Source organism: Achromobacter sp. 2789STDY5608621 (assembly GCF_001299375.1).
In the GTDB taxonomy this organism is placed as follows: Bacteria; Pseudomonadota; Gammaproteobacteria; order Burkholderiales; family Burkholderiaceae_B; genus Achromobacter; species Achromobacter insuavis.
Genome location: NZ_CYTU01000001.1, coordinates 423286 through 439110 on the forward strand (window position 1 = coordinate 423286; position 15825 = coordinate 439110).

General features: G+C 69.1%; 17 protein-coding genes. 7 read left to right on the top strand and 10 right to left on the bottom strand.

All coding sequences use genetic code 11. The features are described from left to right. Positions 1-13 precede the first annotated feature (13 nt). Positions 14-1081 carry a glycerol dehydrogenase gene (locus AOZ53_RS01990; RefSeq protein ID WP_054486687.1) on the bottom strand — a complete coding sequence of 356 codons (1068 nt, stop codon included), beginning with the start codon at positions 1079-1081 and terminating at the stop codon, positions 14-16. 9 nt (positions 1082-1090) lie between these two features. Beyond that, positions 1091-1795, bottom strand: coding sequence for a GntR family transcriptional regulator (locus AOZ53_RS01995; protein ID WP_054431894.1), 705 nt, complete (start codon positions 1793-1795; stop codon positions 1091-1093). A gap of 135 nt (positions 1796-1930) precedes the next feature. Here AOZ53_RS01995 and AOZ53_RS02000 point away from each other — a divergent pair, with 135 nt between their 5' ends. Genes AOZ53_RS02000 through AOZ53_RS02015 form a run of 4 tightly spaced genes read left to right on the top strand, consistent with a single transcriptional unit; the run spans position 1931 to position 6258 of the window. Beyond that, the gene (locus AOZ53_RS02000) at positions 1931-2788 is read left to right on the top strand and encodes a transketolase (RefSeq protein WP_054431893.1); all 858 of its coding nucleotides are present in this window, start codon (positions 1931-1933) and stop codon (positions 2786-2788) included. Next, positions 2789-3775 (top strand): transketolase family protein, encoded by a 987-nt coding sequence (locus AOZ53_RS02005; protein ID WP_054431892.1) that lies wholly within the window; start codon positions 2789-2791, stop codon positions 3773-3775. A 56-nt stretch (positions 3776-3831) separates the two neighbouring features. Next, positions 3832-4641 (top strand): shikimate dehydrogenase family protein, encoded by an 810-nt coding sequence (locus tag AOZ53_RS02010; protein WP_054486688.1) that lies wholly within the window; start codon positions 3832-3834, stop codon positions 4639-4641. Positions 4642-4659: 18 nt separating this feature from the next. After that, the gene (locus tag AOZ53_RS02015; protein WP_054486689.1) at positions 4660-6258 is read left to right on the top strand and encodes a GMC family oxidoreductase; all 1599 of its coding nucleotides are present in this window, start codon (positions 4660-4662) and stop codon (positions 6256-6258) included. A 38-nt stretch (positions 6259-6296) separates the two neighbouring features. On the opposite strand, the gene AOZ53_RS02020 is transcribed toward AOZ53_RS02015, so the two are convergent. From AOZ53_RS02020 to AOZ53_RS02050, 7 genes are read right to left on the bottom strand one after another with little or no spacing between them, the layout of a single operon-like run. Continuing rightward, entirely contained in the window at positions 6297-7400 is a 1104-nt protein-coding gene (locus tag AOZ53_RS02020) for a mandelate racemase/muconate lactonizing enzyme family protein (RefSeq protein ID WP_054431889.1), read from the bottom strand. A gap of 13 nt (positions 7401-7413) precedes the next feature. Then, positions 7414-8232, bottom strand: coding sequence for a transporter substrate-binding domain-containing protein (locus AOZ53_RS02025; RefSeq protein ID WP_054431888.1), 819 nt, complete (start codon positions 8230-8232; stop codon positions 7414-7416). Between the two features lie 52 nt (positions 8233-8284). Continuing rightward, a complete protein-coding gene (locus AOZ53_RS02030) occupies positions 8285-9016 on the bottom strand; it encodes an amino acid ABC transporter ATP-binding protein (RefSeq protein ID WP_020928765.1) in 732 nt (243 codons plus the stop codon). Continuing rightward, a complete protein-coding gene (locus AOZ53_RS02035; protein WP_020928764.1) occupies positions 9000-9659 on the bottom strand; it encodes an amino acid ABC transporter permease in 660 nt (219 codons plus the stop codon). The genes AOZ53_RS02030 and AOZ53_RS02035 overlap by 17 nt, the downstream gene beginning before the upstream one ends. A 10-nt stretch (positions 9660-9669) precedes the next feature. Then, a complete protein-coding gene (locus tag AOZ53_RS02040; protein ID WP_006387173.1) occupies positions 9670-10353 on the bottom strand; it encodes an amino acid ABC transporter permease in 684 nt (227 codons plus the stop codon). 22 nt (positions 10354-10375) lie between these two features. Continuing rightward, positions 10376-11608 carry a UxaA family hydrolase gene (locus tag AOZ53_RS02045; RefSeq protein WP_054431887.1) on the bottom strand — a complete coding sequence of 411 codons (1233 nt, stop codon included), beginning with the start codon at positions 11606-11608 and terminating at the stop codon, positions 10376-10378. Positions 11609-11618: 10 nt separating this feature from the next. Continuing rightward, positions 11619-11945 (bottom strand): UxaA family hydrolase, encoded by a 327-nt coding sequence (locus AOZ53_RS02050; RefSeq protein WP_054431974.1) that lies wholly within the window; start codon positions 11943-11945, stop codon positions 11619-11621. A 249-nt stretch (positions 11946-12194) separates the two neighbouring features. Between AOZ53_RS02050 and AOZ53_RS02055 the strand changes: the two genes are divergently transcribed. From AOZ53_RS02055 to AOZ53_RS02065, 3 genes are read left to right on the top strand one after another with little or no spacing between them, the layout of a single operon-like run. Then, positions 12195-12965: an SDR family oxidoreductase gene (locus AOZ53_RS02055; protein WP_054431886.1), complete on the top strand. Its 771-nt coding sequence runs from the start codon at positions 12195-12197 to the stop codon at positions 12963-12965. A gap of 37 nt (positions 12966-13002) precedes the next feature. Then, positions 13003-13857 carry a fumarylacetoacetate hydrolase family protein gene (locus AOZ53_RS02060; protein ID WP_054431885.1) on the top strand — a complete coding sequence of 285 codons (855 nt, stop codon included), beginning with the start codon at positions 13003-13005 and terminating at the stop codon, positions 13855-13857. Positions 13858-13885: 28 nt separating this feature from the next. After that, positions 13886-14734: an IclR family transcriptional regulator gene (locus AOZ53_RS02065; RefSeq protein WP_054474162.1), complete on the top strand. Its 849-nt coding sequence runs from the start codon at positions 13886-13888 to the stop codon at positions 14732-14734. A gap of 17 nt (positions 14735-14751) precedes the next feature. Here the strand turns inward: AOZ53_RS02065 and AOZ53_RS02070 are convergent, their stop codons facing one another. Further along, positions 14752-15747, bottom strand: a complete 996-nt coding sequence (locus AOZ53_RS02070) for an AraC family transcriptional regulator (RefSeq protein ID WP_231689779.1) — start codon at positions 15745-15747, stop codon at positions 14752-14754. Positions 15748-15825 lie beyond the last annotated feature (78 nt).

Genomic DNA, 15825 nt, shown 5'->3' on the forward strand with positions numbered 1-15825 from the left:
CGCCGCCGGGGCGTCAGGCGTGGCGGCGCAAGGCGTCGACGAGGGTCTTGATGTCCAGCGGACGATCGAAATTGGCGGCATGGCGCGCGGCCAGCGTCAGCTCGGCCGCCCGCGCCAGTTCGGCATCGGACGGCGCGGCCGCGCCCAGCGCCGCCAGCGTGGTGGGCAGCCCCACCTGTTCGTACCATTGCGTCAGCGTGGCCAGCATGCCGTCCTGGCGCGCCTCCAGGTCCAGCTGCACCAGCAGGCCGACGGCCACCTGCAGGCCGTGCGGCGCGCTGGCCAGGCCGGCGATCTTCGGCAGGCCGCGCGTCAGGGCGTGGGCGATCGACAGGCCGCCGCTTTCGAAGCCCAGGCCGCTCATCAGGATCATGGCTTCCACCACCCGCTCGAAGGCGGGCGTGGGCTGGCCGCTGCCGGCCACGGCCAGCGCGTCGGCGCCGTCGGCCAGCAGCGTGCGCAGGCAGCCGTCGGCGATCAGCTGGGCGGTCAGCGGCGGGACGCCGTCGTACATGTTGCGTCCGCCGTTGCGGGCGCATTGCTCGGCTTCGAATTTCTTGGAGATGGCGTCACCCAGGCCGGCGCGGAAGAACGCCGCCGGCGCGGTGGCGATGACGGCGGTGTCGACCAGCACGATGGTGGGGTTGAACAGCATGTGTTCGACCGCCAGGAGGTTGTGATGGGCGTCGTACAGCACGTAGTTCTTGCTGGTGGGGGCATCGTTCGAGGCCACCGTCGGCACCGTGACCAGGTGGCAGTGGGCGGCCTTGGCGACCGCCTTGCCGGCGTCCAGCGCCTTGCCGCCGCCCACCGCGATCACCATGTCGATGCCGGCGGCCGCGGCCTGCGCGCGCAGCGCCGCGATCGATTCGGGCGTGATGTCGCCCTCGACCGGCAGGGCCGTCAGCGCCACGCCGTGGGCGCCGCACAATGCCTCGATTCTCGGGCCCAGCACGCCCTGCACGTAGCGGTCGATGACCAGGGCGGCGCGGCGGCCGAACAGGGCGGCGTATCCGCCCAGCGCGTCGAGCGCGCCGGCTCCCTGGATGTAGCGGCCGGGAGCGCCGAAAATCTTCAGCATCGAGTCTTCCTATTTGCGAGGCCCGGGCGGGCGGTAGTCGAGTTCTTTTTCGCGTTCGACCAGCCAGTCGATCATGATCTTGCCGCCCCACACCAGGTCGGCCTGGATCGCCTTGGTGGCGGCTTCGGGGTCGCGCGCCTCCAGCGCGGCCAGCACCGCCTCGTGGCGGTGTTCGTCCTGGGAGTAGTCGAGCCCGGCCGTCTTGACGTGGAACACCTTGAGGATCGGGCCGGTGATGACCCAGAACGATTCCACGGTGTTGCGCAGGATGGGCTTGTTGCTGGCTTCCAGGATGCCGAAGTGGAACTTGCGGTTCAGGTAGCTGGCGCGCTTGGGGTCGGTCGAGGTGCAGGAGATGAAGTCCTTCTGCAGCGCGATCAGGTTGTCCAGCTGCTTGCGCGTGATGTTCCTGGCGGCCTCGGCCGCGCCCATGCCTTCCAGGTGGAAGCGGATCTGCTGGATCTCGCGCAGCTTTTCCGAATTGACATAGGGCACGTAGACCGCGGTGGCGGCCTGCATTTCCAGGCCCTGTTCGCTGATGAGGCGGAAGATGGCCTCGCGCACGGGCGTGATCGAGACGCCCATTTCCTGGGCCAGCTCGCCAATGATGAGGCGCTCTCCGGGTTCGTACTGCCCGTTGATCAGGGCGTTGCGGATCTCGTTGTAGACCTTGACGGAGAGGTTCTCTTTTTTTACCGGTTTAAGGCTGGGCATGACGGTCGAGGCTTGGGTTCGATGGAATGGCGGAAGCCGTGAAACGGCGCCCGGCTGAATTCTATCCCGCCCTGGCCAATTCAAGCGCGATGGGTATATTATATATCATATATTCTGATAAGCGAAGGAGACGCCATGCGCCAGGACCGGGGAGACCCAAGCGAAGACGAGGTCCGGGTGTTGCGGGAAAAGGCCCGCCACATCCGGTTGGAGACCATCAGGCTGATCGAGATCGCCAAGGTCGGGCATTACAGCTCGGTCTTTTCGTGCGCCGAGATCTTTGCCGCCCTGTATTACGACGTGATGCGGCTGCGGCCGGGCGAGCCGGCCTGGCCGGACCGCGACCGCTTCCTGATGGGCAAGGGCCATGCGGCCGTGGGCCTGTTCCCGGTGCTGGCCGACCACGGTTTCATTCCGCATGAATTGCTGGACGGCTACACCCGCCTGGGCAGCCCGCTGGGCGACCACCCCGACATGACCAAGGTGCCGGGCGTCGATTTCAGTTCCGGCTCCATCGGCCACGCGCTCTCCAATGGCGCCGGCATGGCGCTGGGCGGCCGCATGAGCCAGCGCGACTTCAACGTGTTCGTGATGCTGGGCGACGGCGAGATGCAGGAAGGGCAGGTGTGGGAGGCGGCGCTGTTCGCGGCGCACCACCAGCTGTCTCGCCTGGTGGCCATCATCGACCGCAACGGTTATCAGCTCGACGGCAAGGTCGACGACGTGATCGGCGTGGAATCGCTGCGCGACAAGTGGCAGGCCTTTGGCTGGGAGGTGCACGAGGTCGACGGCCATGACCTGGTGGCGCTGACCGCGCTGCTGCGGCGCCTGCGCGCGGACGAGGCGCGCGAACGGCCGGCCTGCGTCATCGCCAGGACCGTCAAGGGCAAGGGCGTGTCCTATATGGAAACCGAACCCGGCTGGCATCTGGGCTACCTGGCGCCGCAGGACGCGCAGGCCGCCATCGACGAAATCATGACCCGCGAGATCTGAATGGCACAGGCACAGACGCTTTCTCCCGATTCCTGGCAGTACCGCGCGCTGAACGCGGTGAACCCCGGGCTGTCGTATCTTTCCGACGCGCTGATCGCGCTGGCGCAGGCCGGGCATCCGGTGGTGGCCGGCTCGGCGGACCTGCAGTATTCCAACGGCCTGAACCGCTTCGCCTCGGCCTATCCCGAGCGCTACGTGCAGTTCGGCATCTCCGAGCAGAACATGGTGTCGGCCGCGGCCGGATTGGCCACCACCGGCGCGATGCCGTTCGTGGCGACCTTCGCTTCGTTCCTGGGCCTGCTGTGCTGCGAGCAGATCCGCATGGACGTGGCCTACACCAGGCTGCCGGTGCGGCTGATCGGCCATCACACCGGCATCAGCCTGGGCTTCTACGGCACCTCGCACCACGCCACCGAGGACATCTCGACCATGCGCGCCATCGCCGGCCTGACGGTGGTGTCGCCGGCCGACGGGCCGCAGCTGGCCGCCGCCATCAAGGCCTCGGTGGACTGGCCCGAGCCGATCTATTTCCGCATCGGGCGCGGCCGCGATCCGCAGGTGTATGAAGACGGCGCGCCGTTCACGTTCGGCCGCGCCATCGTCCATTCGACCGGCAGCGACCTGAACATCATCGCCTGCGGCATCACGCTGCACGCGGCGCTGGAAGCGGCCGCCCGGATGCGCGAGGACGGCCTGTCGGTGGGCGTGATCGACATGCCCACCATCAAGCCGCTGGACCGCGAGGCGGTGCTGGCGGCCGCCGGGCAGGCGCGCGTCCTGCTGACGGTGGAAGAGCACAATGTGATGGGCGGCCTGGGCTCGGCGGTGGCCGAGGTGCTGGCCGATGCCGGCAGCGGCACGCGGCTGCGGCGCCATGGCATCTACGACGAATACAGCCTGATCGCCCCGCCCACCACGCTGTACGCGCATTACCAGCTGGACGGCGCCGGCATCGAGGCGGTGGCGCGCGAACTCATCGCGCGATAGGGCATGCCAGCATTCACGGGCGCCGGACGCCGGCGCCCCGACAAGGAGACAAAGCAATGAAGGAAATCAGCGGCAACACCCGCCTGTTCGGCATCCTGGCCGATCCGATCTATCACGTCAAAACCCCGCAGCGCCTGAACGAGCATTTCGCCCGCATCGGCTTTGACGGCGTCTGCGTGCCGTTCCATGCGCGGCCCGACAATCTGGCCGAGGTGGTGGCCGGACTGCGGCGGCTGGAGAACCTGGGCGGCCTGATCGTCACCATGCCGCACAAGGCGGCGATCCTGGCGCTGGCCGACGAGGCCACGCCGGTGGCGCGCAAGATCGGCGCCGCCAACGTGGTGCGGCGCGAGGCGGACGGCCGCCTGGTGGCGCACATGCTGGACGGCGAGGGCTTCGTGCGCGGCCTGCGCACGCACGGCGTGGCGCCCGAGGGCAAGAGCGCCTATCTGGCCGGCGCCGGCGGCGCGGCCAACGCCATCGGCTTCGCGCTGGTGCAGGCGGGCGTGTCGCGGTTGACCATCGCCAACCGCACGCCGGCCAAGGCCGAGGACCTGAAGGCGCGCATCCTGTCGCTGCATCCCGAGGCCCGCATCAGCGTCGGCACGGCCGATCCGTCGGGCCATGACCTGGTGGTCAACGGCACCTCGCTCGGCATGAAGCCCGATGACGCGATGCCGCTGGACGCGGCGCGGCTGACGCCGGACCAGCTGGTGTGCGAGGTCATCATGCAGCCGGCCGACACGCCGTTGCTGGTGGCGGCGCGGGCGCGCGGCTGCAAGGTGCACTACGGCGCGCCGATGCTGGCCGGGCAGATCGAGCTGATGGCGGAAATGATGGGCGTGGCGCCGGCCGCGCAACGCTGAGGCGCGACGGACGAGACGATGGGCGACTACGACTTCATTATCGCGGGCGGCGGCACCGCCGGCTGCATCCTGGCCAACCGCCTGACGGCCGACGGCCGCCACCGGGTGCTGATGCTGGAAGCCGGGCACGAGGCGCGCAGCATGTGGATCTCGATCCCGGCGGGCTTTTCCAAGCTGCTGGTGAACCCGGACTACAACTGGCGTTTCGCCACCGAGCCGGAGGACAACGTCTACGGCCGCACCATCGCCGTGCCGCGCGGCAAGGGCCTGGGCGGTTCGACGCTGATCAACGGCATGATCTACGTGCGCGGCCGGCCGCAGGACTACGACGGCTGGGAGGCGGCCGGCGCCAGCGGCTGGGGCGCCGGCACCGCCGAGCGCGTGTTCCGCAAGATTGAATGCTATGAGCCGGGCGGCGAGACCCGCGGCAAGTCCGGGCCGATGCACGTGGAGGAAGTGGCCGAACGCTTTCCGGTGTCCGACGCCTTCCTGCGCGCGGCGCAGGAAGACGGCCTGCCGCTCAATCCCGACTACAACGCCGGCCGCCAGGACGGGGTCGGCTACTACCAGGTGGCGCAGCGCCATGGCCGCCGCTGGAGCGTGGTGGACGGCTACCTCAAGCCGGCCGCCGGCCGCAGGAACCTGACGGTGGAGTGCGGCGCGCACGTGACGCGGCTGCTGTTCGAGGGCAAGCGCTGCGTCGGCGTGGCCTATCGCAAGAACGGCCAGGAGTTCACCGTGCGGGCGCGGCGCGAGACGCTGCTGTGCCTGGGGGCGGTGCAGTCGCCGCAACTGCTGGAGCTGTCGGGCGTGGGCAGCCCAGCGCTGCTGCAATCGTTCGGCATTCCGCTGGTGCACGCGCAGCCGCAGGTGGGCGAGAACTACATCGACCACTTCGCCACGCGCATGAACTGGCGGGTCCGGAACACCGTGACGCTCAACGAGATGTCGCGCGGCTGGCGCCTGGCGCGGCAGGTGGCGCGCTACTACACCCGCCACAAGGGCATCCTGACGCTGGGCACGGGCCTGGTGCACGGCTTCGTCAAGAGCGCGCCGGACCTGCCGGCGGCCGACGTGCAGTATTTCTTCGTGCACGCCAGCTACGCCAACGCGGCCGAGCGCATTCTCGACCGCGAGCCGGGCATGACCATCGGCGTGGCGCAGCTGCGGCCGGAGTCGGTGGGCTCGATCCACCTGAAATCGGCCGACCCGCTGGCCGCGCCGTCGATCCGGCCGAACTTCCTGTCGGCGCAGGTCGACCGCGACAGCCTGGTGGGCGGCATGCGGGTGGCGCGGCGCATCGTGCAGCGGCCGGCCCTGCAGCGCTATATCGAGCGCGAGCTGAGTCCGGGGGCGGACGTGGACAGCGACGAGCAATGGCTGGATTTCGCGCGCCGCAACGGCCAGACCATCTATCACCCGATCGGCACCTGCCGCATGGGCGCGGACGCCGGCGCGGTGACCGATCCGCGCCTGCGGGTCAACGGCATTGCCGGCCTGCGGGTGGTGGACGCCTCGGTGATGCCGAAGATGGTGTCGGGCAACACCCAGGCGGCGGTGATGATGGTGGCCGAGCGCGGCGCCGAGATGATCCTGGAGGATGCCGCCGCCGCGTGAGGGCGGGTCGGCCCGCATGGGCCGGCCGCCTCGCGCTTTCAACCGTGCCGGCTGCGGTGCAGGGTCAGCTTGCCGATGCGGTCCCAGTCCCAGGCGATGCCCAGGCCGGGCGCGTCTGATGGAATGGCGCGGCCGTTCTCGATGCGCATGCCGTGTTCGGTCACCATGTCCAGCTGCGGGATGTATTCCAGCCAGCGGCTGTTGGGCACCGCGCAGCACAGCGCCACGTGGATCTCCATCAGGAAGTGCGGGCACACCGGCACGTTGTAGGCCTCGGCCATGTGCGCCACCTTGAGCCACGGCGTGATGCCGCCGATGCGGCCCACGTCCACCTGGACGATGGAGCAGGCTTCGCTCTGCAGGTAGTCCTTGAACTGCGACAGGCTGTAGAGCGATTCGCCCACGGCGACGGGCAGGGTGGTGGACTGGCTCAGCCGGCGATGGGCCTGCACGTCGTCGGCGTGGATGGGCTCCTCGAACCAGGCCAGGTCCAGCGGCTCGAAGCAGCGCGCGCGGCGGATCGCCTCGGGCAACGAGAAACCCTGGTTGGCGTCGGTCATGATGTCCCAGTCCGCGCCGACGGCGGCGCGCACCGCGGACAGCCGCGCCACGTCCTCGGCCACGTGCGGCCGGCCGACTTTGATCTTGGCGCCGCCGAAGCCGGCCTCGCGCGCCTTGAGGGCCTCTTCCACCAGTTGCGAGGGCGGCAGGTGCAGCCAGCCGCCCTCGGTGGTGTAGAGCGGGATGTCCGCCTTGGCGCCGCCCGCCAGCCGGTGCAGCGGCAGCCCGGCGCGGCGCGCGCGCAGGTCCCACAACGCGGTGTCGATGGCGGCCAGCGCGATCGAGGTCAGCGCGCCGACGGTGGTGGCGTGGACGCGGTACATCAGGTCGCGCCAGAGCTGTTCGATGTCGTCGGCCTCGCGCCCCAGGAGCAGCGGCGCCAGGTGGTCGTCCAGCAGCCGGATCACGGACGAGCCGCCGGTGCCGATGGTGTAGCTGTAGCCGGTGCCGGTGACGCCGTCGGCGTCGGTGATGCGCACGATCGGCGTTTCCTGGCGCTCGAAGCTCTGCACGGCGTCGGTGCGCCGGACCTTGGGCTGCAGGTCGACCTGCAGGATCTCGACGGAAGCGATGCGGGCCATGGGGTCTCCTGGATCAGCCGCCGGCCTTGCCGACTTCCTGCGGCAGGTCGACGCCGTGGAACTGCTTGTAGATGGTGTTGAGCTCGCCGCTCTTGAGATTGGCGCGCACCCAGCCGTCCAGCTTGTCCTTGAGCGCCGGTTCGTTCTTGCGCAGGCCGATGGCCAGCATGTTCAGGCGCATCACGAACTTCGATTCCATCTGCTTGGCCGGCGCTTTTTCGTTGATGGTGCGCAGCAGGGCGGGCGCGGTGGCGAAGATGTCGGCCTGGCCGCTGACCACCGCGGTGATCGAGGTGGCGTCGTCGTCGAAGCGGATGATCTGCGCGTCCTTGGGGGCGATCCGGGTCAGCTCGGTGTCGTTGGTGGTGCCGCGGGTGGCGATGACCTTCTTGTTGGACAGGTCGGCCGCGCTGGTCAGCTTCATGTCCCTGGGCGCGCCGACCACCGCCAGGATGGCGGCATAAGGCGTGGAGAAGTCGATGACCTTCTGGCGCTCGGGCGTGACCGACATGCTGGAGATGACGATGTCGGCCTTGCCGGTCTGCAGGAACGGCACGCGGTTGGCGCCGGTGGTGGGCACGATCTCCAGCGTCACGCCCAGGCCCTTGGCCAGCAGGCGCGCGGTCTCGACGTCGGAGCCGGTGGGGTTGAGCGCGGCGTCCTTCATGCCGTAGGGCGGCACGCCCAGGTCGATGGCCACGCGCAGCTTGCCGGCCTTCATGATGTCGTCGAGCTGGTCGGCGTGGGCGGCGCCGGACACGGCCAGGCCGCCGATCAGGGCCAGGCCGGCGAAAGCGGCGCGCAGCCGCGGCGGAAATACGGACTTGTTCATGCGGGTTGTCTCCATTGTCGTTGTCATCGGGCAGGGGGCGGGGCCGGCGGCCCTACAGTCCGCTGCCCAGGAACTGCCGCAGTTCCGGCGTGGCGGGGGCCGACAGCATGCTGGCCGGCCCCTGCTCCCAGACCTGTCCCTGGTGCATGAAGATGACCTTGTCGGCCACTTCGCGCGCGAACGCCATCTCGTGCGTGACCAGGATCATGGTCATGCCGTCGGCGGCGAGGTTTTCCATCACCTTGAGCACTTCGCCGGTCAGTTCCGGGTCGAGCGCCGAGGTCACTTCGTCGAACAGCATCACCTTGGGCTGCATCGCCAGCGAGCGGGCGATGGCCACGCGCTGCTGCTGGCCGCCCGACAGCTGCTCGGGATAGGCGTCGGCCTTGTCGGCCAGGCCGACGTGCGCCAGCGCCTGCATCGCCTGTTCGCGCGCCTGGGCTGGCTTGACGCCCTTGACCGAGCGCGGCGCCAGCGTGATGTTCTGCAGCGCCGTCATGTGCGGGAACAGGTTGTAGCTCTGGAACACGATGCCGACGTCCTTGCGCAGCGCGCGCAGGTCCAGCCCGTCGCTGTCGTGCAGCGCGTGGCCGCAGACGCGGATGGTGCCGGCGTCGGTGGTCTCGAGCCGGTCCATGCAGCGCAGCGCGGTGCTTTTGCCCGAGCCGCTCTTGCCGATGATGGCCGCGACCTCGCCGCGGTTGACGGAAAACGACACGCCGCGCAGCACGTGGGTGCCGCCGAAGCGCTTGTGGACCTGGTCCAGTTCAACGACGGGATGCATTGAGTCTCCTTTCCAAGGAACGGCTCCAGCGCGACAGCGGGTAGCACATGAGGAAGTACAGGACGGCGGCGCAGCCGAAATAGACGAAGGGCTGGAAGGTCGAGTTGTTGAGGATCTTGGCGTTGTAGGCCAGCTCCGGATAGCCGATCACCAGCGAGGCGATCGAGGTGTTCTTGATGATCTGGACCAGGAAGCCGACGGTGGGCGGGGTGGCGATGCGCAGCGCCTGCGGCAGCACCACCTTGGCCATGCGCTGCAGCCGCGACAGGCCCAGGCATTCGGCCGCTTCCCACTGGTTCTTCGGCACCGCCTGGATGCAGCCGCGCCAGATCTCGCCCAGGAAGGCGCTGGAGTAGATCGTCATGGCCAGGCCGGCCGCCGCCAGCGCCGACAGCTCGCCCAGGCCGAACAGGCTGGGGCCGAAGAAGCACAGGCCCATCAGCACCAGCAGCGGCGTGCCCTGGATCACCTGGATGTAGCCGGCGGCGGCCGCGCGCAGGGCGCGGCGCGGCGAGACGCGGGCCAGCGCCAGCAGCAGGCCGGCCAGGCCGCCGCCGGCGAAGGTCCAGGCCGACAGCTTGACGGTGCCCCAGGCGCCTTCCACCAGATACCAGGCGTGTTGTTCGGGAATGAAGAAAGCCATGGCGCGTCCCCTACAGCGGCGTGCCGAGCTTGCGCCGGCGCGGGAACACGACCTGGGCCAGCAGCCAGAACCCCAACCGCATCAGCCACGACAGCGCCAGGTACACGCCCCACAGCACGATGAAGACCTCGAAGTTGCGGTAGGTGTCCGACTGGATGCGGTTGGCCACGCCCAGCAGTTCCTCGGCGCCCACCGCCGACATGATGCTGGAGGCCAGCATCAGCAGCACGAACTGGCTGGTCAGCGACGGATAGACCCGTTCGACCGCGGGACGCAGCACCACGTGCCAGAACACCTGCAGCCGCGACAGCGCCAGGCATTCGCCGGCCTCGAGCTGGTCCTTGGGGATGGATTCGATGCCGGCTCGCACGATCTCGCAGGTGTAGGCGCCGATGTTGATCACCAGCGCCAGCACCGCGCCCGCCATGATCGGCATGGTGAGGCCGGCGCTGGACAGGCCGAAGATGAGGAAATAGGCCTGGATCAGCAGCGGCGTGTTGCGGATCAGTTCCACATAGCCGCCGGCCACGGCGCGCAGCCAGCCCAGGCGGCTGTTGCGCGCCAGCGCGCACAGCGTGCCGAGGATGAAGCCCAGCACGGTGGCGCAGAACGACAGCTTGACCGTGACCCACGCGCCCTGCGCGAGCAGGGGCCACTGTTCAAGCACCGAGGCGAAATCAAACGTGTAGTTCACCGTCTCGCTCCCTGGGGCCGCGTCAGGCGGCGCGGCTCAATGGCAGGCAGGACGGGCCGATCGGCTCGAACGCCTTGTAGGTGAGGATGAATTCGCGGTGGCCCAGGTCCTCGGATTTGCTGGGCGCGCCGTTGGCGACCGCGCGGACCTGGGCGTGGATCTCCTCGGCCACCTCCTGCAGCGAGCCGCGGCCCTCCAGGATGCGGCCGGCGTCCACGTCCATGTCCTCGCCCAGGGCGCGGTAGGTGTCGGGGTTGGCGCAGACCTTGATGACCGGGGAGACCGCGGAGCCCACCACCGAGCCGCGCCCGGTGGTGAACAGGATCACGTGCGAGCCGCAGGCGATCAGTTCGACGATCTCGGCGTTGTCGCTGATGTTGGGAAAGCCGAAGCGCGGTTCGCCGTCGGGCACCACGTCCAGCAGGTACAGGCCGCCGAAGGGCGGCACGTCGCCCGGCTTGATGATGCCGTCGATGGGCGAGGCGCCGCTCTTGGCGTAGGCGCCGAGCGATTTTTCCTCGATGGTCGAGAGACCGCCGTCGGCGTTGCCGGGCGCGAAGCTGCCGTGGCCCATGATGCTGTAGTAGCGCGCCGCCTTGTTGACGCAGGCCACGATCTCCTCGCCCAGCTCGGGCGTGGCGGCGCGGCGCCGCATGTGGAATTCGCAGCCGACCAGTTCGCCGGTCTCTTCGAAGATACAGGTGGCGTCCTGCGCGATCAGCATGTCGAAGGCGCGGCCCACCGCCGGGTTGGCGGTGATGCCGCTGGTGCCGTCCGAGCCGCCGCAGATGGTGCCGATCACCAGTTCGTCGATGCCCATGGGCACGCGCTGCTGTTGCGCCAGGTCCCGGGCGGTGGCGCGCACCCAGGCGCGGCCCTCGGCCACGGTGCTGCGGGTGCCGCCGCGCTGCTGGATGGTGAGGGTCTGGACCGGGCGGCCGGAGTCGGCGATGGCCGCTTCCAGCTTGCGCTTGTTCATGCTTTCACAGCCCAGCGACACCAGCAGCGCGGCGCCGACGTTGGGGTGGGTGGCGATGGCCGTCATCATGCGTTCGGCATAGGCGTTGGGGTAGCAGCCGGGAAAACCCACCAGGTGCACCTGCACGTCGCCGGCCAGGTCGCGGAAATCCAGCGCGATCTCGCGCGCCACGTGATGGGCGCATTCGACCAGGTAGGCGACGACGACCACGTTGCGGATGCCTTTGCGGCCGTCGGCGCGCGGATAGCCCTGCAGGGGCTGGGACAGATCGGTCATGGCGGAAACCTCAGTGCCGGTCGGTGAAGGCGCGGCCTTCTTCCAACGTGTAGGTGGGGGTGTAGTCGCTGTCGAGGTTGTGGGTGTGGATGTGGTCCCCGGCCGCGACGGCGGCGGTCAGGCTGCCGATGATGGCGCCGTACTTCAGGATCTTTTCGCCGGCCGGCATGGCGTGGCGCGCCAGCTTGTGGCCCAGGCCCAGCGGCGCGGCGATGACGGCGCTGCCGTCTTCGAGCTGCACGCGGGCGCCGGCGGGCAGGGCGTGGCGCACGATCAGGCAGTTGTCTTCGGGGGAAATCAGCAGGAGCTGAGGGTCCAGGGTGGCTTGTCTCGTCATGATTTTTTGTGTGTTGATGTTTTGCATATAAAAGCAAGTTTCATATTCGTGGTCAACACACGTTTGCCCTTGGGTGAGGAAAAAGGGGTTGAAATTCGGGTAATTACTGAGTTTTTCGGCATGTCGTCGGCTTGCGGCGCGCCATAAATCCCGTATATTTGTTTTTATGAATGAAATTTAATTTTCATAAGGCAAATGAAGGCGGCCATCCGGCCGGCACTCCAGGCCTATCCACCCACGGGAAGAGACATGACCCTACGTTTGCAGGACAAGCGGGCGCTGGTCACGGCGGCCGGCAACGGCATCGGCCGCGCCAGCGCCCTGGCCATGGCGCGCGAGGGCGCCCAGGTCTGGGCCACCGACATCAATGAGGCCGCGCTGGCCGACCTGGCGAAGGAGGCCCGCGCGGCCGGCCTGGACGGATTGCGCACCCGCGTGCTGAACGTGCGCGATGGCGCCGCCGTGGCCGACTGCGCGCGCGAGACCGGCGCGGTCGACGTGCTGTTCAATTGCGCCGGCTTCGTCCACGCGGGCTCGGTGCTGGACTGCGACGAGGCCGACTGGGACTTCAGCATGGACCTGAACGTCAAGACCATGTACCGCACCCTCCGCGCCTACCTGCCGGCGATGCTGGAACGCGGCGGCTCGATCATCAACATGGCTTCGGCCGCCTCCAGCGTGAAGGGCGTGCCCAACCGCTTCGTCTATGGCGCCTCCAAGGCCGCCGTGATCGGCCTGACCAAGGCGGTGGCGGCCGACTTCGTGGCGCGCGGCATCCGCTGCAACGCCATCTGCCCCGGCACGGTCGAATCGCCCTCGCTGCGCGAACGCATCGCCGCCCAGGCGCGGCTGCAGGGCAACGACGAGGCCGCGGTGCGCGCCGCCTTCGTGGCGCGCCAGCCGATCGGCCGCGTCGGCCGGGTCGAGGAGGTCGCGGCGCTGGTGGTCTACCTGGCCAGCGACGAATCCGGCTTCACCACCGGTACCATCCAGGTTATCGACGGCGGCTGGTCCAACTGAGCCGCCGTCCCGCTTTGTTCCCTTTCAAGGATTCCGCATGAAACTCGTACGCTACGGCCAGCCCGGCCAGGAAAAACCCGGCCTGATCGACGCCCAGGGCGCGCTGCGCGACCTGTCGGGCGTGGTCGCCGACATCGACACCGCCGCCATCGCCCCGGCGATGCTGGCCAGATTGGCCAAACTCGACCCCGCCGGCCTGCCGCGCGTGGACGGCGCGGTGCGCTACGGCTGCCCGGTCAACGGCGTCGGCAAGATCGTCTGCGTCGGCCTGAACTACGCCGACCACGCCGCCGAGTCCGGCCTGCCGGTGCCCGCCGAGCCGGTCCTGTTCCTCAAGCCCAGCTCGTCGCTGAGCGGCCCGAACGACCCGGTGATCATCCCGCGCGGCTCGGTCAAGACCGACTGGGAAGTGGAGCTGGGCGTGGTCATCGGCAAGAAGGCCTCGTACGTGGAAGAAAGCGAGGCCATGGACTACGTGGCCGGCTACACCGTGGTCAACGACGTGTCCGAGCGCGAGTACCAGATCGAGCGCGGCGGCCAGTGGGACAAGGGCAAGGGCTGCGACACCTTCGCGCCGGTCGGCCCGTGGCTGGTGACGCGCGACGAGATCGCCGATCCGCAGGACCTGGACATGTGGCTGGAAGTGAACGGCCACCGCTTCCAGAACGGCAGCACCCGCACCATGGTGTTCGGCGTGAAGACGCTGGTCAGCTACATCAGCCGCTTCATGTCGCTGATGCCGGGCGATATCATCAGCACCGGCACGCCGCCGGGCGTGGGCCTGGGCCAGAAGCCGCCGGTCTACCTGAAGGCGGGCGACGAGATGCGCCTGGGCATCGCCGGACTGGGCGAGCAGCGCCAGGCCCTGCAGGCCTGGGTCCGCGCCGAATAAAATCGGGTTCCACTCCTTTGCCGCCGCCATGACCGCATCCAAGATTCCCGTTCCCGATCCCGCCACGCCCGAGGCCGACGCCGCGGACTCGCCGGGCGCGCAACGCTACGCCGCGCCCGCCCTGGAAAAGGGGCTGGACATCCTGGAGGCGCTGGCGGCCAGCCCGGCCGGCTACACGCTGGCCGAGCTGGCGCAGAAGATCGGCCGCAGCGTCAGCGAGATCTTCCGCATGGCGGTGACGCTGCAGCGACGCGGCTTCGTGCAGGTCGACGACAACGATCGCTACACGCTGACGCTGAAGATGTTCGAGCTGGCGCACCGTCAGCAGCCGCTGAAATCGCTGGTGAGCGTGGCGCTGCCGCTGCTGCGCGAACTGGCCAACCGCGCGCGCCAGTCTTGCCACCTGGCGGTCTACCAGGCCGGCCGGGTGGTGGTGATCGCGCAGGTCGACAGCCCCGAGCGCTGGTCGTTCGGCCTGAAGGTCGGCGTGATGATGGGGCTGACGGACACGTCCTCGGGCCACGTGCTGCTGGCGTTCCGCGACGAGGTCGAGCGCACCCGCATGCTGGCCGCCCACATCAAGGTGGAAGGCGAGCTGGAGTCCGACCCGGGCGAACTGTTCCCGATCCTGGCGGACGTGCGCAAGAATGGCTGCGCCTGCATGGCCAGCCGCCAGATCCGCGGCATCACCAACGTCGCCTACCCGGTGATGGGCGTGGGCAACCACGTCATCGCCGCGATCAACGTGCCGCACATCGAGCGCATCGACCGCAAGGAATCGCCCAGCATCGCCCAGGTGCAGGAGATCGTCGGCAACGTCGCCCAGCGGCTGTCGACCCTGATGGGCTACAGCGGCTACCTGCCGGAACAGACCTAGGGGGCGGTGGCGGCTGACTACAGCGCCCGCACCGGCACGCACAACTCGCACACGAAACGCCCGCTGGCAGGATCCTGGTCGGCGGGGCGGAAGCGTTCGAACAGCGGCCGCTCGTCGCATTGCAGGCCGCTGCCCGGCAGCCATTCGCGGCACAGCGTCATCCAGGCGTCGGCGATGCGCGCGGGCGGCGCATTGAACACGGCGGCGGCGTAGCGGCCGCCGGGCAAGGTCGTGACCAGCGCCTGGCCGCCTGCCTGGAAGCCGTCCGGCACGGCGACGCAGGCATCGTAGCGGCACCGGGCCGGCGCGGTGATGGCCGGATCGTCGTGGCCGACGCCGAAGCACTCGGCGTTGTCCAGGCCGTGCGACAGCATCCAGGGCTTGACCACGCCGCGCCAGAACTCGCCGATGGCAGGGCCGTAGGGGCCGATCTTGCGCAGGTAGGCGACGCGGGTCGCGGGCAGGTCGATGAGGCGGACTTCCATGGCGGGCTCGCTGAAGAAAACGGAGCCGTCATGGTCGCGGGATTGCCCGTCCGGCGCCTGACCGGGCTTGCGCTCGGCCTGATCAGGATTGCTGTCCGCGCCACGCCGGCGCAGGCGGCGCTCCTGGATGTCGGCCAGGCGGCGGGCGTCGGCGCCGGCGCGCCAGGCCGTGGGGGTGCAGCCGAACTTCTGCTTGAAGGCGCGCGCGAACGCTTCGCCGGAGCCGAAGCCGGTGGCCAGGGCGATGTCGAGCACGGCGTCGGCCGGACGGCAGCACAGCAGGAAGGCGCCGTACTCCAGGCGCCGGCGGCGTGCGTAGTCGCCCAGCGTCTCGCCCATCCAGGCGGCGAACACGCGGTGGAAATGGAAGCGCGAGAAGTTGGCCACGTCCGCCAGCTGCGCCAGGTCCAGCGGCGTATCCAGGTGGCGGTCGATGTGGTCCAGCACCCGGTTCATGCGGCGCGCGTATTCGGCGCGGTGCAGCGGGGCGGCGGTATCGGGCGGGAGGTCGGAAGCGGGTGGGTTCAAGGCCGGGGCGCGACGAACGGAACGGTGACCGGCCGATGCGGCCGGGCGCCCGGGGGCGGACGCCTGGCGGCACTATAG